The following is a 23,082-nucleotide window of genomic DNA, read 5'->3' as shown; positions in this document are numbered from 1 at the left end:
GCCGTCCGTCTATGGAATTACTCGCACAACTGATCGCCAGGGCATCCGAACTGCTCGATCGTCTCGAAAGACGGATGCCTTCCGGGCCGGCGGAACCCGATTGGGAAGGTGCCATCGCCTTCCGATGGCGCGGAGCCGGTCACGCCAACCCTTTGCAACCCATCCGAAATCCTCACCGGCTGGCCCTGGCCGATATCTTGTGCGTCGACCGGCAAAAGTGCGAGCTGGACCGGAATACCCGGCAATTCATCCAGGGATTGCCGGCCAACAACGCCTTGCTTTGGGGCTCGAAGGGCACCGGCAAATCCTCGCTCATCAAGGCTCTTCTCAACGAATATGCCTCCGTAGGTCTGCGTGTCGTAGAGGTGGATCGGCAGCATTTGGTCGAGCTGCCGGACATCTTGGAGCTGCTCTATCCGCGCTCGGAAAAATTTATTCTGTTTAGCGACGATCTTTCGTTCGAAGCGGACGATGCGGGCTACAAGGCTCTGAAATCCACGCTGGAAGGCTCGTTCAGCGCCCCGCCGGCGAATGTATTGATCTACGCTACTTCCAACCGGCGGCATCTGCTGCCCGAGTACCACGAGGAAAACCTTCAAGCCCGCCATATCGAGGGCGAAATCCATCAGGGCGAAGCGGTGGAGGAAAAGATCTCGCTGTCTGAACGTTTCGGCTTATGGCTGTCTTTTTATCCGTTCAATCAGGATCAATACCTGGACATCGTCCGGTACTGGCTGGACAAGCTCCACACCCCTTTGGACGACTGGGAAGCGGTGCGTACCGAGGCTCTTCGTTTTGCCCTTCAACGCGGTTCCCGCAGCGGCCGAGTTGCCTGGCAGTTCGCGAAGGACTGGAGCGGCCGCATGCAGCTCGATATGCGGCCGGTGAATAACCCCTGATCGTTTCAGATGACTATGGGAATCGACCGAGTATCACTCAACGCCGAAGCAGCTAGCCCGATCCCGTCAAAAGACGGACGAGAAGCTGATTCGTCTCTCGCGCACGGGATTGGAGGGCGGGGAGCCGTCGCTTGATCCTGGCGCGAATTTCATCTCGCGTGTCCCAACAACGGTCTATCCTGGCGATGAGCTGACCGATCCCGACATCGCCCAACGGCGGCGTTTCCATCTCCAGATCGTCAAGAAAACCTACGACCTTGGACGCGTAGGGAAGCGCCACGAAAGGTGTCCCCTGAAGGGCAGCGAAGATCAGAAAATGGAGCCGCATACCCACGGCGAACTCGAAACGCCCCAGAAGACCAAGCGTTTGCTGAGCAGAGTAATGCCGTCTCAGAATTTCCGCTCGTTCCGAATTGTGCATGTGCGCCACCACCCCATGGCTGTGCTGGACGTCGGTCCGTTCCATCGGAACGAAAACGACGTCGGCATCGAGCCGGTCCACCATGAAATCCGCGGTATTGGCGAGCAGCGCGTGATAATGCTCCGGGTCGAGATCGGGAGCCGCAGGACCCGGCTCTCTGACCGAAAAGCCCACCAGGTGGCGTTCGAACTCGACACCCTCCGATTTGAGGACTTCAAGAGGAAGCTGATCCGGACGTGTGAGCAAAGCAGGATCGGCGGTCAGATGAATCTCGCGATCGATCCCGACGTCTTCGAGCAGCCGATAACCTTGGCGATCCCGCACCGTGATGATGGCCGCGTGGTTCAAAGCCTCACGTACCGCGCTACGCGCACTCGAATCCGTGAGTGGCCCCGCGCTCACCGCGTACACGACCACAGGAACCCCGAATTCATGCGCGAGAAACACTTCCCTCAAGTAGGTCTCGGCGTCGCGATCGTAAAGAATGCCGCCTCCACCGAGGATAAACAGATCGAGCCCCTCCACTTCCCTGCTGACTTCTTTCCGGGTCAGGTTCCGGACCGGGACAGCACGCTCGACCTTGTGCCGGCTCAGCGTATCCTCAGGGTTCCGCGAAAAAACCGTGATCTCGGCCTCGATGGACCGGCGCAACTGGCTCGCTATGCCGTCCAGAATGGCCTCGTCGCCGAGATTCATCCCGCCGTAGGATCCTGAAATGCCGATGCGGAATCGTCGGTTCTGCTGATCCATCGACTGTCTCCGAAAATCATCTCAACCCAAACCTCAAAGCGGCGAAAGCGACGGCCAGGAGAGCCCGATTCCCTGCCGCCGAAGCAGGGATTGGAAATCTTCCAGCAGTGCCTTGCGGCTTCTCACGAAGCGCGGCGGAACCTTGCGCTCAAGGCAGAACGCCGCCAGCAGCCCCGCCGCCTCGCCCACGTTCCATTCGACATGGTGTACCCGATAAGCTCCGTTCGTGATGTGCGTCACGCCCAGGTTCTTGCCGCCGGGCAATAGGTTTTCGACGCGCACCGGCAGCAACGATCCGAGCGGAATCTGGAATGGCCAGCAGCCGAGGTCCAGATAACCAGCGCCGCTGGTACGGGGGTGGAGATCGATGCGGTAACATCCGATGCCGACCGAGTCGTCGAAAAATTCGGGACCGTCCGGTCGGAGCGGATGTGCAATCTGCTGTTCGAGTACGGTGAACTCGGCCCGGATGCGCCTGGACTCCCGGATGTAAGGCGCCGGCGCGAGTCCGTCGACGGTTCCGCCGACCACGTCCCGGCGAAGGCGGAGCCCTCGATATCCGATTCCTCCGTCCGGCCGCGGAGCTTCGGTCTGGAGCCAGTAAAGCAAACTGAGGCTGAGTTGCCGCGCGGCCTCCAGATTTCGTGCCTGCTCCACTTCGTCGACGCCGCAGACCGGTCCGAACCAGTAATCGTTCTGGGGCCAATTGACTACGCTGACGTCGCTGGGCGCGAAGCCATGCTCGAAGTTGGTGACATCCAAAATTCGACGAAAGTGCCACCAGGGCCGTCCGTCCTCCGCCTCAAACAAGAAACGCGTCAACGGCTCGTGGGTTTCGGGCCGACTCGTAGTCCAGCCGAGCAATCGCCCCGGCCAGTCCGGCGGCCGGTAATCACGCCACAGCTCGTATTGCCGTGGCTTATCGATAGTGTGGTCCTCGCCGGGAAGGTACTCCATGGCGAAGCAAACCGTGATCGCCTGCTGATCCTTGGGATCGGCCATCTCGGACGCGTGGGGCTCGCCGGTTTCGGCGCGGGATTCGGCGCCCAGCACATGTTCCACTCCGGCCAGGGCGAGCAACTCGCCCTGCGGAGTCGCGTCGATGAAATAAGATGCTTCGATCAGGGTGTCACGTCCGGATTCAAGACCTCTGACGACCACCCCGGTCACCCGATCACCGTGGGTCCATGCGTCAATCGGACAATGGGGGTGCATAACGAACATTTTGCCGCTGAGTTGATACGGGGCGATCATCTGATGGAGAACCGCGACCGCGACGCGCGGATCGTGGCAGAGTCGGCTGACCCAACCGTTGCCCGGATTGAGATGCTTCGCCGCCGTTGCCACCGGCGTGAGCGGCAAGTGCGCGCGGTAGTATTGGCGGATACCTTCCCGCAGCGCCTTATAGCTGGCCGTCGCGCCGAATTCCTCGATCCACGGATGCTCGTCCGGGGGAACCGCCTGATTCGTCAACTGACCGCCGATCCAGTACGTTTCCTCGGTCAGAACGACCCGATATCCCACCCTGGCCGCGCCCAGGGCGGCAGCACAGGCGCCAAGCCCTCCTCCGATGATGGCGACATCCGTGCGAAGAACCTCCATGCCTGATCTCCTCCGTTCACTCCCTGGATATTGACTGTTGCGAACGGTGCGAGTTCTGGTTCGCCGGCGGACTACGGGAGCGTCGCATCTTCCAGCCAGGTCAGATAGGCGATCGCCTCTTCCCGGCTGTTGCCGCACATTTCCTGCGACGGCTGCAGTCCCGCGCAACAAGCCGGACGGCCGGGCTGCCCGAAAATGGCACATCGAAAATCAGGGGTCAGATGGATGCACCGAACGCCTGACGGCTTGCCTTCGGGCATGCCGGGAAGCGGGCTGGAAATTGATATGGCGATGCAGCAGGCGCCGCAGCCGGTCCGGCAGTCCATGGTCTCAATCGAAAAAGACAAAATGTTGCAAAGGCGCGGCTCCGAGCTTTCGCCTGATCTCCATGATAGTAGGTGCGTCGTAAGGCAACGGATCGAAGCGACCCCAAATCGGACCGGGCCACGCCGGATCGCCTCGATAGCGCACCACATGGTGAAGGTGAAGCTGTGGCACCAGATTGCCGATGGCGGCGATATTCATCTTATCGGCACGAAACAGCTCCGACAGCGTACGGGAGAGGTGGGACGATTCCCGCATAAGCTGAACCTGGTCCTCATCCGTCAACTGATAAATCTCGCTAAGCTCTTCCCGCTCCGGAACGAGGATGAACCACGGATAGCGGTTCTCATTCATCAGCAAAAGCCGGCACAACGGAAAATGGCCTAACTGAATACAATCCTGCGACAAACGAGGATGCAATTCGAACATAAAGGGCTCAATCGATACCGATTCGCGGCTGCCGGACATCGGAGCCATACACGCGCTTAACCCAACGCGTCATGACCGGCACGCCGATGATCAAATAGGGATAGTAGCTGATCAGCCGCCACAGAATGGCCAGACCCAGGGCCACGCCAGCCGGGGCGAAATCCCCGAACAGCCAGGAAAAACCGAGTTCGGCGACGCCGGCGCTGCCGGGAGTCGGCGAAAGAACCATGACTATCCATAACACGGCTTGTCGACCAATGGCGAGCAGATGATCGAACAATGTCATCGGCACAGGGGAAAAAGCCGCAAGAACGCAGTTCAAGACCAGATATCGGCCTATCCATGCAAGCGATGTCGCCACCCAAACCTGAAACCAGAAAATCGATTTCCTATCCCGCAAATCACGCGAGGCCGTGAGCAGGTCGTTGACCATGTGCAAGCCTCGCGAGCGCCAGAAGCGGAACATCCGTAGCATGAGCAGCCTGGTCAGCCACCAGTTGATCCAGTGCGGCGCTACGAACAATGCCGCAATAAGCAGTATCAAGTAGACGACCAGCCCACCCCAAGCCACCCAAAACCCGACCATCATGCTGGTTCCGAGCAGTTCCGACCGAATGTAGTGCAAGGGCGCGAAAATGTCGGCCTGAGGAACGAACAGGCTCGCGAAGAAAGGGAGCGAGGTATAGAACACCTGATCGAGAAAAACCGTGGTAAATACGATCGCGGTGCTGCGACCGATGCTGATCTGTTCTTTGACCAGCATAAACACCGCAACGGCGGCTCCGCCGACCATGGATGGCGAAACCGCGGCGAAGAAATCCCAAAGGAGGATTATTTCGAGACAGGTCCGCCACTCCAGCTTACGGTCGGTCAATATCCGCAATTGCCACATGTAGCCGAAATCGCGCAGCATCATCATCAGGAGCGCCAAAGCAATCCAGAAGACCGAACGCGAAGTCCAGGCGAAACGATCCAGCACCTCGCCCATCGGAAGGCCGCTCTTGACCCATTCGCCATACAGCGTGTAGCCGACGATACCCAATCCCAAAACGACCGGTAACAGAATTCGCCCGGGGCTGAACTGCTTAAGAAGCTCGGACGTCTTCGCGACCATTCCGGTTCCGCATAAAAATTGATGGTCTGGGTATTATCGGTTACGCATGCGGCTTGTGCGTGACAAACATCGCGTCGCCGTAACTGAAAAACCGGTATTTGCGCTCTACGGCGTGCCGATAGGCCGCCAGAACCTCGGAATAACCGGCAAAAGCGCACACCAAGGTCAACAGGGTGGATTCCGGAAGATGAAAATTTGTAACCATGGCATCGACACAACGAAAGTGGAAGCCCGGACGAATAAACAAATTCGTCTCGCCTTTGTAAGAAGTCAGGGACCCTTTAAGCGAGGCCGACTCCAATGTCCGCACTACGGTTGTTCCGACGGCAATCACCCGCCCCCCGCGCTGCCGAACCTCGTTAACTTTTTCCACCACGTCCGAACCGACCTCGCAAAGCTCCGAATGCATTTTGTGCTGATCCAGTTCATCCACCCGCAAGGGTTGAAACGTGCCGCTGCCCACATGCAGCGTCACAAAAGCCCGCTCGATACCCTTCGCAGCCAGGCGCTCCAGCATCGCTTCATCGAAATGCAGACCGGCGGTGGGCGCCGCTACGGCACCGGACGCCTTCGCAAACACGGTCTGATAACGTTCCCAATCGTATACCGAATCCGGCCGGTCGATATAAGGCGGCAGAGGAATATGCCCAACGGCGCTCAAGACTTCATCGACGGTTCGACCGTCGAGAAGCATCAGCAGGAACAAATCGTCTTGCCGTCCTTGAACTGTGCATCGAAAACCGCCTTCGAGAAGAATTTCGGTTCCCGCTTTCGGAGCCTTGCTTGCACGCACATGGGCCAAGCCCATACTCGGACCGAGCACCCGTTCGATCAAAACCTCCACCCTGCCTCCGGACGCTTTGCGGCCAAAAAGCCGCGCCGGCATGACTTTGGTATCGTTAAAGACTAGAAGGTCGCCCGCACGAAGCAGTTCCGGCAGCTCGATAAACATACGATCGTCAATTTCGCCGGTCGTTCCATCCAAACACAGCAGCCGACTGGCGCTACGCTCCGGTAGCGGGTACTGGGCGATCAGATCCTCGGGAAGCTCAAAAAAGAAATCACTTTTACGCATCGACAGATGGTAACAGTCGGGGAGAAAAGAATGCAGTATGTGGCTTTTTAAGAGAGATTTCTTTATAATTCGCCTGCTTTCGCGCCGAGGTGGCGAAACTGGTAGACGCGCCAGACTCAAAATCTGGTTTGGGAAACCAAGTGCGAGTTCGATTCTCGCCCTCGGCACCACTTAAAAAATCAAGACGTTATGAACTCGAAAGCATCCGACAAAAACGGCAAGCAAAAACGCCCGTAGATGCAATGTAGAGAAGTAACGCAGAAATGAGCCCGGCAATGAACCGGGCTTTTTTGTTTTTTCCAAAGAGAAGCTCGAAGATGAGCCAGACTAGCGTATGCTGCTCAAAGCGATGTGATTAGCAACCGTGCAACTAAATTACAGTTGCTAATGTAACCATCGGTTACTAAACTCTGTTTCGAGTCGTGAGTAAGAAAGAAAAACTCATCGAACGATTGATCGCGGTCCCTTCAGACTTCACGTGGACGGAACTCGTGAGCGTCTTGCAACACTTTGGATATCGGCAAAGACAGGGGGATGGATCTCGTGTCAAGTTTGACAACGGCAATCCGAATGACATGATCAATCTACATAAACCGCATCCAGGTTCAATCGTTAAACGCTACGCTTTGGAGATGGTCATAGAGAAATTAAAAAACGCGGGGTATTTATGATGAATATGCTGCGCTACAAAGGCTACTATGGTTCCGTTAACGTTAGCTTCGAGGACGGATGCTTATATGGGAAGTTGGAATTTATCGATCCACTTGTTACATTCGAAGCCCAAACCGTACCTGAGCTTTTAAATGCATTCCATGAGGCAGTAGACGATTACATTGCTACGTGCGAAGAACAAGGCGTCAAACCACAAAAGCCCTATAGCGGATCATTTAACGTTCGGATCGGCCCCGAACTCCACAAAGCAGCAGCTCGGGTTGCTAGGTTACAAAAGACTAGACTTAATGAGTTCGTCAAACAAGCAATTCAACGAGCGGTAGAGACGTTTGACGCTAGCGAACGTAACCGAGAAGTTCCATTAATGTGTCATAGGTCTCTGGGCACGGATGAAAAGCTCTCGGCCATTTTCGGCTTGCGTTCCGCCCTTCAGAATACACCCGATACACCCGTGCAACTACTTCGGGGACTTGCGGTCTTGCGGAGCACTACCGCAACGATTACTAACGAACCAGAAGATAAGCCGATCATTGTTCCGGATAATTTAGTCGGGTACGCCAGGACGGTAAATTAATGAGCACAGAAAAGCAAGTTGAAACAGAGGAACCAACTCGGTTCGCGTTCTCGCACAAAGAGATTGCCGAAGTATTAATTAAGAAACAGGGAATCCACGAAGGCATTTGGTCCTTATATATGGAGTTCGGGCTATCTGCTGCCAATGTTGGGCAATCCGAAAGCAATCTTCTCCCTGCTGCGATTGTTCCTGTAGTGAAGATAGGCATTCAAAAGGCAGAAAAGTTGACCTCGATTGCGGTTGACGCATCGGAAATTAACCCAGCGCCAAAGAAAAGCAAGAGGACACGTCATTCAACACCCGAATGATGTTGAGAAGTAAGTATTATCCCCCCGACAGAGCCGGGGAACTCCCGATTTGGTTAGAATAAGGCCCGCGCGAGCTTTTTCTAACCCGCCAATTATCCAAATAAAAAAAGTACGGGTAAGTCGAAACTCGGCTGGGGCCATCTCTAAGCAAGCGCCCATCAAGCAATCGAATTGATCAGCCGAATCTTTTCGCCTTGAGTAAGCCGATAAAACCGGCGGAGTTCTTCCATCATCTCGCCTGCCCGCGCTTTTTTCAGATAACGGGTTTCCAATCGAAGGCAATACTTGCCTGCATAATGGTTGGCATCTTCATAGCGCTGCCGCTGAACCTGGTCCAATGCCGCGTCGTAAGCCGGGGCCTCGAATAGGCAATATCGAAGTTCCGAAGGTACAAGACTTTTGCCCTGCCGCTTCCATAGCGATGTGGCGGTTACGAATTTATCCACCTCGGCCTGCATCTCCAGTTCCATCAGCGTCACGCCGCGCTCGACGCCAGCGTTCCATATGAGATAAAGAAAGTGACTGACGCCTTCCACGGCCAAAAGGAAATCGATGAAATTTTCGGAATGAAGACTCACCAGCGGATCATCATCGGTCAGGCGGGCCAATACCGAGGCATCGAGGAAAAGTGCGAGATCCAGATGGTCATCTTGTTGCGAGACCAAGAGCTTCTCTTTGCTTTCGCGAGGATTGATGCTGGTGTCCAAACGCCGCGCGAGGTCCGGATCGGTAATCAAGAAATCCTCCACATCGAGATCAACCTCGATGCGATAGATGCGCTCCAGCAGCTTCTGCAGGACATTCAGGCGCATAATCCTAGAAACGGCAGTTGGACGCGTCCGAGTGTGCGGCGGCGGGCCGGATGGCAAGCCTGTCCTGAGCCCCGTCGAAGGGGCGCGACGAGGCAGCGGGGTAGTCTCCCGCGATGAGAAGCAACGCCGCCAGGCAGCTCGCCCGCCGTGCAATCGGGTGCGTAGCCTTTTCACCTAAGCGGTGAGATCGGTAGAAGGTAGGACGGTCAGAATTCATGCGGCTTTTCTACTCCTTCTAAAGCGGCCAACTGCCGTTTCTAGGAAGTGGCGCCTCCTTCAGTTGTGCCGGCGACTGATCGAGCCTTGGGCCGGCTCTATGCCCAGTTTCCTCAGCTTGTCAGCCGCGCGCTTGCTGCCGGTTCGAAGCCAGATTTCGTAGAGCCTCATAATATCGGTGCACGAATTCAACGGGGTTCTTTCCCCGACCTCCGACAGTACGTCCACGAACGATTGGAACTTTTCGGAAAGCTCGCCAAAAATCGCGCAGAAAGCTTTGCCTCGTAAGGTGCCTCGGTTAAGGTCGCACAGATATCCATAGGCGGTACCCCCCATGGCGATGTAATAGTCGATGTCGACGAGCTTTCGATTGAGGCTGGAGGAAAACAAGCCGGATATCAATAGCGCCACGTCTCCGAGCCTGCGCAGAATTTGATGCCTCTCTTCCATGCTCGCCGCCTCCACGGCTTCAGCGTAGATCAAGGCAAGTGGCTGCAATGTGACGCCTTCGGCGGTACGGGAAAACAGCTTGTCCGCCTGGGTGAAATAGGCAAGCAAGTTGACGATGTAGTAGACGGTGTCCTCTCCGGCATCGACTTTTTGATTCGATAAAGCCGTTGTTACCGATTCCCTGAAGAATTCCTGGACGTTTACATCCGTAATCAAGTTCGCGTCGAGGTTTTCAGGCGCCATCATGTCTAGACCTCCAAAGAGTTAAGATCTACCCCAAAAAAGCGACGAATCCACATGTGTTGCAAGCCGATCATGAAACTTCTCCTCGAGTATAGCAACTGTCCGTAAGCCTACGCCTCCGGTATGCCGGGAGAAAAAACGGATTATCCATTGGACGACGACGAGCGGTTGCGGTTCTCCTTACCGTGATCGATCAGAGCTTTTGCCCCAATTCGATCAAGGTTATGTCGCTTATCGATAATACAGGCAAAAGCCGGACCATTCGGGCGCCGTAACCCGATGGTGGAACAGCGGACCTATTGGCAGACCGGTTTAACTAACGGCAGGCGGGAGGAAGCAAATTTCTGAGGCAAGCAAGTTTTAACAGGCCGGCGGCACTGATCGAGTCGGTGATTGTGCCGTCCATCACCATGCGCACCGCCTCCAGCAAAGGCAGCTTCTTGATTGTAATAGCCTCCGTCTCTTCGAAGTCCGGTTCGCCCTCCACCAAACCCTCCGCAAGGAACACATAGCCTTCCTCGTCGGTAACCGAGTTCGTGGTATGCAAGTGCATGAAAACACTCCAGTCCTTGGCTATCAGGCCGGTTTCCTCCTTGAGCTCGCGTTTCGCGGTCTCCAGAATGTCTTCACCTTCGGGCGAACCGCCCATGGGAATTTCCCAGAAATAGGCATCGGGCACGTAGCGATATTGGCCGACCAGCCAAGTATTGCCTTCGGCGTCTATCGGTATGATGCCGATAGCCTGACTCTTGAAATGGATCCTGCCATAAATACTCAACCCGCCGGATGGATTGATCACCTCGTCCTCGTCCAGACGAATCCACGGATTTTCGTAGACTTCCCGACGCCGAATCAATTTCCAAGGGTTGTGCTCCGACATAAATCAACGTCCGTGAAATGCGGGACTGAATTCGTGCACGGCTTCGATCATCGCCTTGGCGTGCTCGGGATCGACATCGGGCAATATCCCATGTCCCAAGTTGAACACATGTCCCTCTCCGTGACCGTATTGCTCCAAGACCCGCTTTACTTCGGTGCGTATGGCCTCGATCGGTGCATACAAAGCCATAGGATCCAAATTGCCTTGCAGCGCGACCTTGTGCCCCACTCGTCGACGCGCCTCTCCGATGGGTGTGGTCCAATCCAATCCTAAGGCGTCGAATCCCGTTTCCGCCATGGCTTCCAGCCACTGTCCGCCGCCCTTGGTAAAGAAGATGGTCGGTATGATTTTGCCGCCGTGGCGCCGATTCAGCTTGTCGAGTACGCGCTTGGCGTAAGCCAAGGAGAATTCTTCGTAATGCGCCGCCGGCAGAATTCCACCCCATGTGTCGAACACCATGACCACATCGACGCCTGCGGCGATTTGGGCATTGATATACAGCGCTACGGCGTCGGCCAATTTTTCCAGGAGATCATGGAGAACCACGGGTTGCTCGTACATCAATCCCTTGACCCTGCGAAACTCCTGCCCGCCGCCGCCCTCGACCATATAGGTGGCCAAAGTCCAGGGACTACCCGAGAACCCGATAAGCGGAACGCTGCCGTCCAGATTTTGTTGAATCAGGCGTACAGCATCCATGACATACCGCAAATCGGTTTCCGGATCAGGAACCGACAGCCGGCGCACATCCGCAGCACTGCGGACCGGATTTCTGAAATGGGGCCCCTCGCCTTCGACGAACTCCAGACCCAAACCCATGGCATCCGGCACCGTGAGAATATCGGAGAATAGAATGGCGGCATCCAGACGGAAGCGCGCGAGAGGCTGCAACGTGACCTCGCAAGCCAGTTCGGGCGTGCTGCACAATTTCATAAAACTGCCCGCTTGCTCCCTGACGCGACGATATTCGGGCAAATAGCGGCCCGCTTGGCGCATCATCCAAACCGGGGTCCTTTCGGTGGGCTGTCTCAATAGTGCACGGATAAGACAATCATTTTTAGGTGCATTCATGGCATCACGCAAATCAATGGCAGAAAGATCGGGTTACAGCAATGGGCGTAAAAATCGACACTCGGGAGCAAGACATGGCATTCACGCCGAATTCATAACACGCCTTTAGAACATCCGTTCGATTAATTTCAACGAGCCGAAGAATCAACCGACGAGCTAAGCTCCGCATGCCGCGGCATCATTCGCCGAATCTCTTGGTGAATAGATTTCATCTGTCTGGGCAAAGGCTGACCGACGGAAAGGGGTAAAGTCGCCGTTGCTTCCTTGGCCGCAGGCAGAGTCGGATAGATTCCGAAAAACAGCGGATAGAGATCACTGCTTCCCTTGCGGGAACGAAAACTGGCCAGTTCGCTGCCCGGCGGAAATTGTTTGGCCAGCTTACGCACCGCGTTCAATCGGGAAACGGCGACGATCTGCAAGGTGTAGGCTTCGGGACTTTGATTCATCAGCCATTCGGCACTCTTAAGACCTTCCATAACGATCTCTGGCGATCTCGAACGCTCGCTCTCTTGCGCACCCGATTGGCCCCTCTTCGCCTCAGCTTCAGTTACAGCGCCGGCCGGCGGCAAACGGTCCGGCGACATCTCGATCTGCGCCTCCGACATGCTTTTCGGTTCTTCCATGACCGAAGGCGGTAGTGGCTCACGCTGGGTGTCCGGTTCTATCGGCTTATGAGCTTCAACTGTTTTCTTCGCCTCCGCTTCGAACGTACGTGTCGCTGCCATCTCTACCGATTCGCGAATCGGTAGGCTCTCCGACTTTTCGCTCTCGGCTAGCGGCAAAGGCACAGATGACGATTGTGGATCTGTAAGCGGCTCGTCAAGATTCGGGGGCTGGACAGCTTGGGCCTTTTCGGAGTCGGGAGAGACAACGGAGACCATCTCGGGATTTTGGACAACAGGGCCATCGTAAATCTGTTGGTCCGGCTCCGGGATCTGCCGCGAGGACATCAAAAAAAACGCGTAGGCCGTTGCGCCAACCAATAAGCCGGCGCCGGTAAGCCAACCGACCTTAGTCGATATCGCCGCTGTGGCCGATCCGTAGGGAGATCCCAGAATTTCGATCACTTTGCCAGGAATTCCTCGACTTCTGGCATGCAGCCGTTTTACGAAGGATTCCGTAATTCCGTGCTCGGTGACCAATACAGGCAACGTCACCCTCACTTGGTCCGCGAAGAGTCCGCATTCCTCTTCCGATAGTGCGGGAATCTCCAATATAAACGCATCGCCAAGAGCGGATTTGTCGGTGTCGGATTTTTGCGGCATCTCTTCGGTGCGCATTGCGAATACCAAGCACAAGGAAGGATAACGGCCAGCTAACTGCCATAAGGCGTCTAAAAGCCCCGACACTAGCGCGCCGGCATCGTCGAGCAGCAGCACCACGTTTCGACGCTCCTTGGCATAGCTTTCCAGCAAATCGGTCAAATCCGCTCCCGACGATGTCGATCTCGATTTTTCCTGATTTAAGGCGCGGGACAACTCATCGACGATGCGCTCAAAACTCACGCCGGGCGCTGACGTCAAATAGCAAACCGTTGCAAGTGGCGCCAAGCGGGTCTTGAGAAGACGCAAGAAGGTTGTCTTGCCGATGCCTTCCGGTCCGCATACGACGATGGGCTGAGCCAAGTTAACCGCCAAGTGCGAAAGCAAGTCGAACTTTTGTATGCGTGCCGCAGAAATCAGCGATAAGGATTGCCCGCCATGAGCGCTCTCGCGACCGCTGGCGGGCAGTGAAAGCTCAGCCGCGCCCATATTCACTCAAGGTGGCCCGAAGCAACTCGAGATCGACCGCTATAGGCAAAGTTGCCCGCCCGATCTTTTCCAGCAAGATTAGCCGCAGCTTACCTGCCACGTTTTTTTTGTCGACAGCCATCAGGTCCAAATAGCGGTCTACATCCAAATCCGCTGGCGGCGTCACCGGCAGCCGTGCCCGCCTAAGCAACGAAATGATGCGCTCGACGCTATCAGTATCCAGCCAACCCAATCGTCGTGAGAGATCTGCGGCCTGACAGATTCCGATCGCTACTGCTTCGCCGTGCAGATAGCTTCCGTAACCCATTCCTGTTTCAATGGCATGCCCAAAGGTGTGCCCCAAATTCAGTGTTGCTCTCACCCCGGACTCCCGCTCGTCTTCGGCTACAACCTCCGCCTTGTTGATACAGGATCTCGCGATGGCGTAGGTTAGGGCGTCGGCATCGCGGCCCAAAAGCATCTCCAGGTTGGCTTCCAGCCAGACGAAAAATTCGAAATCGCGGATAAGACCGTATTTGATCACCTCGGCCAAGCCGGCGCTAAACTCCCGGTCAGCCAATGTATCGAGCGTCGAAGTATCGGCCAGCACGCATTGCGGCTGATAAAAAGCCCCGATCATGTTCTTGCCGCGCGGATGATTGACTGCGGTTTTTCCACCTACGGAAGAATCCACCTGCGCCAGCAAAGTCGTCGGAATTTGAATGAACGGCACGCCCCTCTGATAACACGCGGCGGCGAAACCCACCAGATCGCCGATTACCCCGCCCCCTAGGGCGATGAGAGACGCGTCTCGGCTGAATTTTCGGACAAGCAACTCATCGAAGATGACCATTGCCGATTCGATGCTTTTATAAGACTCGCCGTCCGGCAAAACCACCTCGGCGGTCTGCTTGCCGTCTAGGCTCTGTCTGACCCGGTCCAAATAGAGGGGGGCAACCGTTTCGTTGGTAACCACCATGACTTGGCTGGAACTGAGGTGCCTAGACAGGAGTTCGCCGGACTCCAGAACTCTCGAACCGATATAAATTGGATAGCTGCGTTCGCCCAGGCTGACAGTCAGGGTTTTCATGAATTCGCGTTTGCTCGGTTATAGGCTTTCAAGATTTGGCGGACGGCGCTGCGGCTGGAATGCGTTCCCGTATCCACGATGAAATCGGCCAAAGAGCGATAAATCGGCTCCCGCACCCGCAACAACTCTTGTAGTCGCTGGCGAGGATTTTCGGTCTTGAGCAGCGGCCGGTTGGAATCTTTGTGAGTTCTCTCAAGCTGCTTTTCGACCGAACACTGCAGATATACGACGAATCCCCGCCCATGCAGCACTTCTCGATTCTTCGGCAACAGAATCGATCCCCCCCCGGTAGCCAACACTATTCCGTCCTCGCAACACAACTCGGCCAAAACTTCGGATTCTCGCCTTCTGAAGCCTTCCTCACCCTCATACTCGAAAATCATAGGGATACAGACGCCGGTGCGATGTTCTATCTCCCTGTCACTATCCACGAATCGGACACCCAAGGCTTTGGCCAGAAGTCGCCCAATGGTCGTCTTGCCCGCTCCCATGGGCCCGATCAAATAAATATTGTGCGTATGTCTCATGCTGCCCGAGGTGAGAAATCGGGTCATCATACCATGTGTGTCGAAAATACCGGGCAGTAACACTCACAGCCGGCCTGAAAACAAAAAGGCGCCGCCGTTTAAGGCCGCGCCTTTGTTTCCAATGTCAGCAGAAATCAGCGAAGGGCGAGATCTTGCTTGAGAACTTTCGGCGTGATGAAAACGAGCAACTCCCTTTTTGTATCTTCGACATTATTTCTCCGGAACATATATCCGATTCCCGGCAGATCCCCGAAAAACGGAACTTTGTCGGTGTTATTCCGATTCAAGCCCTCGTAAACGCCTCCCAACACCACGGTTTCCCCGTTGGCAACTTGTGCCGTCGTTTCGATCTCGCGCTTATCGATTGCCGGGCCAACTGGCGTTTGCTGGCCTTGTTCATCTTTCTTGATCAACAATTCCATCAACACTTGATCGTCGGGCGTGATATGCGGCGTCACATTCAGCTCAAGCACTGCCTGCTTGAAGGTGATGTTGGCCGACGCTCCTCCCCCCGCTACAACCGTAGTTTGATAAGGAATCTCGACACCCTGCTTGATGACCGCCTTGGTCTGGTCCGAGGTAATCAGCCGAGGATTGGAGACTGTTTCGCTACGCCCCTCACGCTGTGCGGCCGATAACTCGAGATCAAGCAAGTAATCGCCCGCTTTGATGAGAGTGAATCCAAGGGCGCTCGCGCCACCAGTCGCGGCGGTTGCCGCGCCCTGAGCCGCGAGATCCACCAGCACGTCGGCGTTGGTCGACTTCTCCCCGCCGGCGGCCGGTTGCTGGAAAATGACGCCGCTTGATCCCGAACCTGCATCTGAAAAGGAATCGGCGCCTCTCCCTTTAACCAGCCTGTTGACCTGAAGCCGACTACCCAAATCCCTCAGAAAATCGTTTCTGGCAATGACGATCCGAGATTCGATCAGTACCTGCCGAATTGGCTTGTCCAACTGGCGAACAAGATCGCGGACTCGCTCCAAATTGCGCGGAGTATCTTTCACGATCAACTGATTGGTCCGCGGATCGACGGTTACGTTACCCCGACCGGATAAAACCGATTGACTCACATCCAGTGTCGATACGGCTGTGGATGCCGACGCACCGCCGATGCCGGCCGGTTGACTCATGGATTGGCTAATCCGTTCAGTGGTGCCGACTAAAACTTTCTTGATATCTTCGGCCGTGGTGTAGTTGATCTGGATGATTTCCGTCCGCAGCGGCTCCAAATCTTCCACGACTTTCTGAGCTTCGAGTTCCTCCTTCTCCTGTTTATTGATTTCTTCCAACGGTGCGACGCGGATGATGTTTCCTTCTTGCCGTTTCCCCAATCCCTTGGACTTGAGGACCAATTCCAAAGCCTGATCCCACGGAACATCGTTGAGCCGAAGGGTTACATTCCCCTGAACGGTATCGCTGGCAACAATATTCAGGTTGGTAAAATCAGCCAGAATTTGAAGAACAGACCGCACCGGAATGTCCTGGAAATTTAGCGTCAGCTTCTCGCCCGAGTACGAGAAATTCTTTTTCTTGATTTCCTCTTTTTCCATTTTGGTCAACGGACGAAATTCCACCGTCAGGACGTTATCGGTCTGGTAAGAGGAATAATCGTAGTCGTCGGAAACCGTCGCTACGACCATCCTCGCATGGGCACCTTCCGTCGTGGCGTCGACGGAACGGACAGGAGTAGCGAAATCCATGACGTCGAGCCTGCGCTCCAATTGCGGAGGCAGACCCGTGTCGGCAAATCTGACAATGACCTTTTGTCCCTCTTCGTGGATATCAACCAAGGACTTAGGATCGCTCAGCGTCACTAGAAGTCGTCCCTCACCCTTTTCGCCACGACGAAAGTCAATGTTTTCAATCCGCCTATCGCTTCCGCCGAGTGGCCGATCCATAAACTGCGATTTTGTCGATGCTGCGCTCGCGGCGGCAATCGGTGCAGTGCCGCTTTGCAGTGTGATAAGAATATTGTCACCGTCTAGCCGGCTGGTGTAGGGCATCATGTTGGTCAAATTGATGACCACGCGGGTACGACCGGACGATTCCACGGCTTGAACACTTTGAGCTCCACCCACATTGATCGGCACTAATTTCTGGTCCAAACCGTTCGTTACGCCGGGCAAATCCAGTGCAATGCGGGCGGGATTTTCGGTATGGAAGATTCTCGGCTCTCTGGCGGGCCCACTTAAACCCAAAAGCAGCTGTAAGTTATCCCCAGGCAGGATCGAAAAATCCACGGACTTAAGTACAAGCCCCTCCGCCTGACTGACGGGCAGATGCAGGGACAAACCGATCAGAATAAGACCCATCATTCTTTTGTATCGCTGCCGTGCGGCCGACGCGATACGGTTACCTATTTCCGCTCTCATTTCTTCTCCCCCACTTCCGCCAAGTCAAGAGACGCTTTACGTTCACGCCATGCCCCGGGACTGTCGGATATGATTTCTACCAATTCGATCAAGTTTTCTTTGATGTTGACGATCTTGCCGAAGTTTTTTCCCATGTGATTACCGACGCGCACCCGGTGAATCGTTCCGTCGGTAGCTTTCACTAATCCCCACAGCGAACCTTGCCGATCGACCGTTCCGACCATGCGTAGCGTATCCAGCTCGTAGGATTCCAGTTCCTCCTTAGGGCGATTGATATCTGGCCGGATGCTACTCGCAATTTTTTCCTCTTCAGTCTCCTGAGCCTTCTCATCGATAACGAAAGGATTTCGCAAATCCTCCGCATTGAATACAAATGGCTCTACTGTCTTAACTTCCGGCAACGGCTCGACTGATCCTTTCTGACGTGCCTTGACCTCTGCAACGTAGGCCTGTAAATCCGTCAAATCGTCCCCGGCGCATCCGGTTAGTCCGATAGCGAGCATCCACGACACGAGGAGTCGTGGATGGCACGGCGGTACCAAAAACTTCAAGTGCCCACCCATAGTGCTACTTTCTTTGTTGTGGCTTTTTAACTTGATTCGCTGGAGCAGGCCCCTCGTCCAGGTAGCGATAAGTCCTGACCAGCGCGCTCATGACCAATGGGTCCTTTGCGGATTTCTTTGCTCCCGCATCCTTGTTGTGGGCTGCGATCTTCACGTTATGTATCGTTACGATTCGCGGTAACGACGCCAGTCCGCTGATGAACGCACCGAACTCCATATAGTCGCCGATCACGCGGATTTCTATGGGTAACTCCGCATAGAACTCTTTGGCGATTTCGGCGCCGGGTTTGAAAAGCTCGAACTCCAATCCGGCCGCTAAGCCGGTTTGAGAAACGTCGACCAATAATTCGGGAACCTGGGTTTTATCGGGTAGCTGCCTGAGCAAATCGCCGAAACTCTTCTCGATTTCCGCCATTTGCTCCTTGTATTCTTCTAGATTTGCGGCCTTTTTTTGCCGCTGCTCAAATTTGTTCTTGAGTTCCAGTTCCTTGCTTTCTTCAGTTTCGAGCTGCGCGATTTGATCCTGAGTGTCCAAGTAGTACCCCAAGCCACTCAGAATTAGGCATAGTATGGTAATAATCGCCACCTTGATCGGTAGCGGCCACGCGCCCGCGTTTTCTATGTCCCAATTGATTTCGGAAAGATTCATGACGGTTTCCTTTCCTGATTGTCCGCCTTATCTCCTCCCTGCTTGACCTGAAGCGTAAAGCGGTTGCCCTGTGCTTTTTTGCTTTCCTTAGCCTCCTGCTTGGTCTCGATGATGTTTAAAAGGGGCTCCCTCATCCAAGGCGAAGACTCCAAATTCCGCATGTAAGCGGAAACTCGGGCATTGGACTGGGCCATTCCATTCATCGTCAGATTGCTATCCAACTGGGTTAAATCCGTTAGATAAACACCTTCGGGAATGGTACGCGCCAACTCATCGAACAAATGGACGATCTCGGGCCGGCTCGCTTGCAATCGCTGGATGACTTCCATCTTGGCGATCAGCCGTTTTTTCTTGGTTTCCAACTCTTCGATTTCCTTGATCTTCTGATCGAGCAGGGCGATCTCGGACTCCAAGTATTGATTACGCTGGCTCTGATAATCGATCATGCTGCCGATGAAATAATGAACGAAGCACAGAATCGCCCCGGTCGATAGCAACGCGGCCAGGGTAATAGCGACGAATTCCTTTTGCCGTTGTTTGCGATGTTCCGCACGCCAAGGAAGTAAGTTGATTCGAGCCATCAGTCCAAACTCCTTAATGCCAATCCACAAGCAGTCATAAGTGCCGGAGCATCATTGCTCAAACTTTGCGGTTTAACGCGCGGCGCGAGAGACATGGTGACAAACGGGTTGGCGGAAGTAGTGGGGATACCCAGAATGCCTTCCACGAAACGATCGATCCCTTGGATCGAGCCGCACCCTCCGGCCAACACGAGCCCGTCGACGGTGCGATGCGAGCTTGAAGACAGGAAAAACTGCAGCGAGCGGCCGATTTGCTGCGCCATCGCTTGTTTGAACGGCTCCAGCACTTCGAGCTGATAATTGTCTGGAAGACCGCCGTGTTTTTTTGCCAAACCGGCTTCCTCATAGGAAAGCCCGTAACGACGCTGGATTTCTTCCGTCAACTGCTTGCCGCCGAATCCCTGCTCGCGGGTATAAATGATGCGGCGATTATGGATCACATTCAGGGTCGTCATGGTCGACCCGACATCAGCCACGGCGATGGTTTGATCCGAACTGTAGCCGGGCAGTTGATCCAAAATAAGATTGCACGCATTCTCCAGGGCGTACGATTCCACATCCACGACTTCCGCCTTGAGTCCGGCCATCTCCAGAGCCGCCACACGATCCTCCACATTCTCCTTACGAGAGGCGACCAGTAGCACATCGACCATGTCCGGATTTTTCTCGGCTTTGCCCTGCACCTCGAAATCCAGGCTCACCTCGTCCAGTGAGTAGGGAATGTATTGATCCGCCTCCAGTTCGATTTGCGCTTCCAACTCGTCATCGCTTAGAGAAGCGGGCATCGAGATCATCTTGGTTATTACCGAAGAACTCGGTACCGCCACCGCCGCGTGCTTCAATCGGGTGCCCGATTGCTTGATGACCGATTTGATAACATTGCCGATGATTTCAACCTTAGCGATGTTCTTGTCGATCACGGCGTCCAACGGCAACGGCGCGACAGCATAGCTTTCCACCCGATAGTTCTGTCCGTTTCTACTCAGTTCCAGCAGCTTTACGGCCGCCGTGCTGATATCGATGCCAAGTAGCGGCGGTCTCTTGTGGTTCAAAAAAAACATCGATGACTTCCTAAACTGGCCTTGACCTCATGCAAGCGATACCGTGTCTTAATGGCGTTTCTCATCGCCCGCTAGACTCTGTACTGTAGTATAGTAGGGATTAGAAGTTTGCCCATGACACGCCAAACACCGATCAACCGTGCACTTCGGAGCTACTATTTGTAGCCGCAGCCTGAAAACACCTTTTTGATTGTCGAGTGAGAACCCGCAACAGTCGACGCCAAGCGCGCTCCCGTTCAGTGAGCCTCTTGAAGCTAATCTTTTTTTTCCTCCTTGCCGGATTCGCGAGTTTGGCCTTAGCCGCGTTCTTGCTTTATCGGTTCATCGAACCGCAACTCCCGGATATAGAAGTTTTGCGGGATGCGCGGTACCAGACTCCGATGAGCATTTACAGCAAAGATGGCCTCCTAATCGCGCAATACGGCGAAATGAAGCGCAGCCCGGTCAGCTTTTCCGAAGTGCCAGAAAAAGTCATTCAGGCTTTCTTGGCGGCCGAGGACAATCGGTTTTTTGACCATCCGGGCGTGGACTACCAAGGTTTATTGCGAGCGACGTTTTCCTTTCTTCGGACGGGCAAGAAGAAGCAAGGTGGCAGCACGATCACCATGCAGGTGGCCCGCAATTTCTTTTTAAGCAGCGAAAAGACCTTTTTTCGCAAACTCAAGGAAATCGTGCTGGCGATCAAAATCGAATCGGAATTGACGAAAGAACAGATCTTGGAGCTGTACTTGAACAAGATCTACTTCGGCCACCACGCGTATGGCGTCGTAGCTGCGACTCAGGTCTACTACGGCAAAGGGATTAACGAGCTCGACCTGGATGAAATCGCGACGATTGCGGGTTTACCGAAGGCTCCCTCCGCGTTCAATCCGATAACCAATCCAGAGAGGGCGGCGAGCCGGCGAAACTATGTCCTAAAGCGGATGCGGAAACTGGGCTACATCAATGATCAGACTTACCAGGACATGATCAACCGGCCTGTCACCGCAAAACTCCATACGACCCCCGTCGAGTTAAATGCCCCCCATGTCGCAGAGCTGATCCGCAACGAGATGTATCGGCAGTATGGCGAATCCGCTTACACCAGCGGTTACAGGATATACACCACGATCGACAGCCGCTTGCAGGCAGCCGCAGACAGGGCGCTGCGCCTTGCGCTGCACGACTACGATGAGCGTCACGGATTTCGGGGCGCTAAGCAACGAGTAGATTTAAAGAAGGACAAGCGCCCCAAGGACTGGGACGAGCGATTATCCAGCATCCCCAGAGCGGGAGAAACGGTACCCGGGCTGGTCCTAGCTGTTAAAGACAGCTCGGCAGAAATTTATCTCGGCGACAAACAGCGCATCGAACTGGACTGGGACGGCCTTAAATGGGCACGCAAGTATATCTCCGAGAATGCACAAGGTCCTCTGCCCAAAAGCACCAAAGAGATACTCAAGGCCGGTGATCTCATCAGGCTTCGCAAAGACGGCAACGACCATTGGAAACTTAGCCAGATGCCGGAAGTCGACGGCGCGCTGGTCGCATTGGATCCGACCAGCGGTGCCGTAGTCGCGCTGAGCGGCGGGTATGATTTTGCTCTCAGCAAGTTCAACAGAGCGACTCAGGCGCAAAGACAGCCCGGCTCCGGCTTTAAACCAATACTCTACGCGGCAGCATTGACCCACGGATATACTCCGGCGAGTGTCGTAAATGACGCTCCCGTTGTCTTTTCCGACCCGTCCCAGGCGGACGGATTCTGGCGTCCTCAGAATTACTCGGGCCGATTTTACGGCCCCACGCGACTCAGAGTCGCACTCGCCAAATCACGAAACCTCGTATCCATTCGATTGCTTCAAAGCATCGGCCTCAAGAAGGCCATAGATATGGCCATGCGCTTCGGCTTTCAGCCCGAAGAGCTGCCACGATCTCTCCCGCTAGCCTTAGGAAGCGGCACTGCAACGCCCCTCCGGATGGGGCAAGCCTATGCCGTGTTCGCGAATGGCGGCTTCCACGTCGAACCGTACTTCATCGAACGCATCGAAACCGAAGCCGATAGAACGATCTTCCGAGCTACGCCGCAAATCGCATGTGCGAATTGTGCCGAGTCCGATGATCACCAAACGAATTTTGCGCCTCGCACGTTATCTCCCCAGGTCCATTACATGATGAACTCCATGCTGCAAGACGTGGTACGAACCGGGACCGCGACCCGTGCAATGGAACTGGGGCGTAACGATATTGCCGGCAAAACCGGCACAACGAATGAATATAGGGATGCCTGGTTTAACGGTTATGTTCCCTCTCTGACGACCATCGCTTGGGTCGGCTTCGATTCATCAAAATCCTTGGGAAAAGGTGAAACTGGCGGCAAAGCCGCACTGCCCATGTGGATGTATTTCATGCAGGAAGCCCTCAAAGATTTACCCGAGCAGACTTTTCCGCTTCCAAGCGGGTTGACCATCGCTCGGATGGATCCGGGCACGGGAATGCTTGCTCCGCCCGGCAGCGCTAATGCTATCTTCGAGGTTTTCCCGTCGGAACGCGCCCCTCGTTACTATGCTGCGCCGCGCGTAAGCGAACCGCCTCCCTCTGAAGTCATGGAAGACGAGGCCGAGCCGGAATTACCGAAGCCCCCTCCCCTTCGAACGACGACCGAAAAACCAATCGAATCGCTATTTTGATCT

23 protein-coding genes and 1 tRNA gene are annotated in these 23,082 nt (G+C 54.9%); 6 read left to right on the top strand and 18 right to left on the bottom strand.

Translation table 11 applies throughout. The features are described 5' to 3' along the window. Positions 1–11 precede the first annotated feature (11 nt). Positions 12–899, top strand: coding sequence for an ATP-binding protein (locus tag ACR2R1_RS21150; protein ID WP_434111804.1), 888 nt, complete (start codon positions 12–14; stop codon positions 897–899). A gap of 52 nt (positions 900–951) precedes the next feature. On the opposite strand, the gene ACR2R1_RS21145 is transcribed toward ACR2R1_RS21150, so the two are convergent. The 6 genes from ACR2R1_RS21145 to queA form a co-directional block, all read right to left on the bottom strand. Continuing rightward, on the bottom strand, positions 952–2,070 hold the full coding sequence (locus ACR2R1_RS21145; RefSeq protein ID WP_434111802.1) for a polysaccharide pyruvyl transferase family protein: 1,119 nt from the start codon (positions 2,068–2,070) through the stop codon (positions 952–954). A 33-nt stretch (positions 2,071–2,103) separates the two neighbouring features. Then, complete coding sequence (locus ACR2R1_RS21140; RefSeq protein ID WP_434111800.1) at positions 2,104–3,672, bottom strand: FAD-dependent oxidoreductase; 1,569 nt, start codon at positions 3,670–3,672, stop codon at positions 2,104–2,106. 71 nt (positions 3,673–3,743) lie between these two features. Next, positions 3,744–3,998: a YkgJ family cysteine cluster protein gene (locus ACR2R1_RS21135; protein ID WP_077728034.1), complete on the bottom strand. Its 255-nt coding sequence runs from the start codon at positions 3,996–3,998 to the stop codon at positions 3,744–3,746. Positions 3,999–4,002: 4 nt separating this feature from the next. Beyond that, entirely contained in the window at positions 4,003–4,425 is a 423-nt protein-coding gene (locus tag ACR2R1_RS21130; RefSeq protein ID WP_086133576.1) for an HIT domain-containing protein, read from the bottom strand. Positions 4,426–4,432: 7 nt separating this feature from the next. After that, the gene (locus ACR2R1_RS21125) at positions 4,433–5,539 is read right to left on the bottom strand and encodes a lysylphosphatidylglycerol synthase transmembrane domain-containing protein (protein ID WP_077728032.1); all 1,107 of its coding nucleotides are present in this window, start codon (positions 5,537–5,539) and stop codon (positions 4,433–4,435) included. A gap of 40 nt (positions 5,540–5,579) precedes the next feature. After that, positions 5,580–6,614, bottom strand: a complete 1,035-nt coding sequence (gene queA, locus ACR2R1_RS21120) for a tRNA preQ1(34) S-adenosylmethionine ribosyltransferase-isomerase QueA (RefSeq protein ID WP_077728031.1) — start codon at positions 6,612–6,614, stop codon at positions 5,580–5,582. An 83-nt stretch (positions 6,615–6,697) separates the two neighbouring features. Here queA and ACR2R1_RS21115 point away from each other — a divergent pair. From ACR2R1_RS21115 to ACR2R1_RS21100, 4 genes are all read left to right on the top strand, one after another. Beyond that, a tRNA-Leu gene (locus tag ACR2R1_RS21115) sits at positions 6,698–6,784 on the top strand. Positions 6,785–7,036: 252 nt separating this feature from the next. After that, the gene (locus ACR2R1_RS21110) at positions 7,037–7,285 is read left to right on the top strand and encodes a type II toxin-antitoxin system HicA family toxin (RefSeq protein ID WP_077728012.1); all 249 of its coding nucleotides are present in this window, start codon (positions 7,037–7,039) and stop codon (positions 7,283–7,285) included. Then, positions 7,282–7,860: a type II toxin-antitoxin system HicB family antitoxin gene (locus ACR2R1_RS21105; RefSeq protein WP_434101732.1), complete on the top strand. Its 579-nt coding sequence runs from the start codon at positions 7,282–7,284 to the stop codon at positions 7,858–7,860. The genes ACR2R1_RS21110 and ACR2R1_RS21105 overlap by 4 nt, the downstream gene beginning before the upstream one ends. Then, positions 7,860–8,168 carry a hypothetical protein gene (locus tag ACR2R1_RS21100; RefSeq protein ID WP_077728011.1) on the top strand — a complete coding sequence of 103 codons (309 nt, stop codon included), beginning with the start codon at positions 7,860–7,862 and terminating at the stop codon, positions 8,166–8,168. Before ACR2R1_RS21105 ends, ACR2R1_RS21100 begins: the two co-directional genes overlap by 1 nt. Positions 8,169–8,326: 158 nt before the next feature. Here ACR2R1_RS21100 and ACR2R1_RS21095 read toward each other — a convergent pair whose 3' ends face one another. The 12 genes from ACR2R1_RS21095 to ACR2R1_RS21040 form a co-directional block, all read right to left on the bottom strand. Further along, positions 8,327–8,980, bottom strand: coding sequence for a hypothetical protein (locus ACR2R1_RS21095; protein WP_077728010.1), 654 nt, complete (start codon positions 8,978–8,980; stop codon positions 8,327–8,329). A 276-nt stretch (positions 8,981–9,256) separates the two neighbouring features. Then, a complete protein-coding gene (locus ACR2R1_RS21090) occupies positions 9,257–9,892 on the bottom strand; it encodes a hypothetical protein (RefSeq protein ID WP_205780634.1) in 636 nt (211 codons plus the stop codon). Positions 9,893–10,205: 313 nt separating this feature from the next. After that, entirely contained in the window at positions 10,206–10,769 is a 564-nt protein-coding gene (locus ACR2R1_RS21085) for an NUDIX domain-containing protein (protein WP_077728008.1), read from the bottom strand. A 3-nt stretch (positions 10,770–10,772) separates the two neighbouring features. Next, on the bottom strand, positions 10,773–11,840 hold the full coding sequence (gene hemE, locus ACR2R1_RS21080) for a uroporphyrinogen decarboxylase (RefSeq protein ID WP_347258963.1): 1,068 nt from the start codon (positions 11,838–11,840) through the stop codon (positions 10,773–10,775). A 128-nt stretch (positions 11,841–11,968) separates the two neighbouring features. Continuing rightward, positions 11,969–13,591, bottom strand: coding sequence for an AAA family ATPase (locus ACR2R1_RS21075; RefSeq protein ID WP_434111796.1), 1,623 nt, complete (start codon positions 13,589–13,591; stop codon positions 11,969–11,971). Continuing rightward, positions 13,578–14,660, bottom strand: coding sequence for a 3-dehydroquinate synthase (gene aroB, locus ACR2R1_RS21070; protein ID WP_434111793.1), 1,083 nt, complete (start codon positions 14,658–14,660; stop codon positions 13,578–13,580). Before aroB ends, ACR2R1_RS21075 begins: the two co-directional genes overlap by 14 nt. Next, a complete protein-coding gene (aroK, locus tag ACR2R1_RS21065; RefSeq protein WP_077728124.1) occupies positions 14,657–15,187 on the bottom strand; it encodes a shikimate kinase AroK in 531 nt (176 codons plus the stop codon). The genes aroB and aroK overlap by 4 nt, the downstream gene beginning before the upstream one ends. A 134-nt stretch (positions 15,188–15,321) precedes the next feature. Then, entirely contained in the window at positions 15,322–17,502 is a 2,181-nt protein-coding gene (gene pilQ / locus ACR2R1_RS21060) for a type IV pilus secretin PilQ (RefSeq protein WP_077728123.1), read from the bottom strand. Positions 17,503–17,555: 53 nt separating this feature from the next. After that, the gene (locus tag ACR2R1_RS21055) at positions 17,556–18,023 is read right to left on the bottom strand and encodes a pilus assembly protein PilP (RefSeq protein WP_240502357.1); all 468 of its coding nucleotides are present in this window, start codon (positions 18,021–18,023) and stop codon (positions 17,556–17,558) included. A 103-nt stretch (positions 18,024–18,126) separates the two neighbouring features. Further along, a complete protein-coding gene (locus tag ACR2R1_RS21050) occupies positions 18,127–18,771 on the bottom strand; it encodes a type 4a pilus biogenesis protein PilO (protein ID WP_077728003.1) in 645 nt (214 codons plus the stop codon). Beyond that, positions 18,768–19,352, bottom strand: a complete 585-nt coding sequence (locus tag ACR2R1_RS21045; protein ID WP_077728002.1) for a PilN domain-containing protein — start codon at positions 19,350–19,352, stop codon at positions 18,768–18,770. Before ACR2R1_RS21045 ends, ACR2R1_RS21050 begins: the two co-directional genes overlap by 4 nt. Beyond that, positions 19,352–20,413, bottom strand: a complete 1,062-nt coding sequence (locus tag ACR2R1_RS21040; protein WP_077728001.1) for a pilus assembly protein PilM — start codon at positions 20,411–20,413, stop codon at positions 19,352–19,354. Before ACR2R1_RS21040 ends, ACR2R1_RS21045 begins: the two co-directional genes overlap by 1 nt. 380 nt (positions 20,414–20,793) lie before the next feature. Between ACR2R1_RS21040 and ACR2R1_RS21035 the strand changes: the two genes are divergently transcribed. Then, complete coding sequence (locus tag ACR2R1_RS21035) at positions 20,794–23,079, top strand: penicillin-binding protein 1A (RefSeq protein WP_434111790.1); 2,286 nt, start codon at positions 20,794–20,796, stop codon at positions 23,077–23,079. Positions 23,080–23,082: the final 3 nt, after the last annotated feature.

The organism is Methylocaldum sp. GT1TLB (assembly GCF_051027445.1).
Classification (GTDB): Bacteria; Pseudomonadota; Gammaproteobacteria; order Methylococcales; family Methylococcaceae; genus Methylocaldum.
The sequence above is the reverse complement of the archived record's forward strand: the minus strand, read 5'-3'. Positions and strand labels throughout refer to the sequence as shown.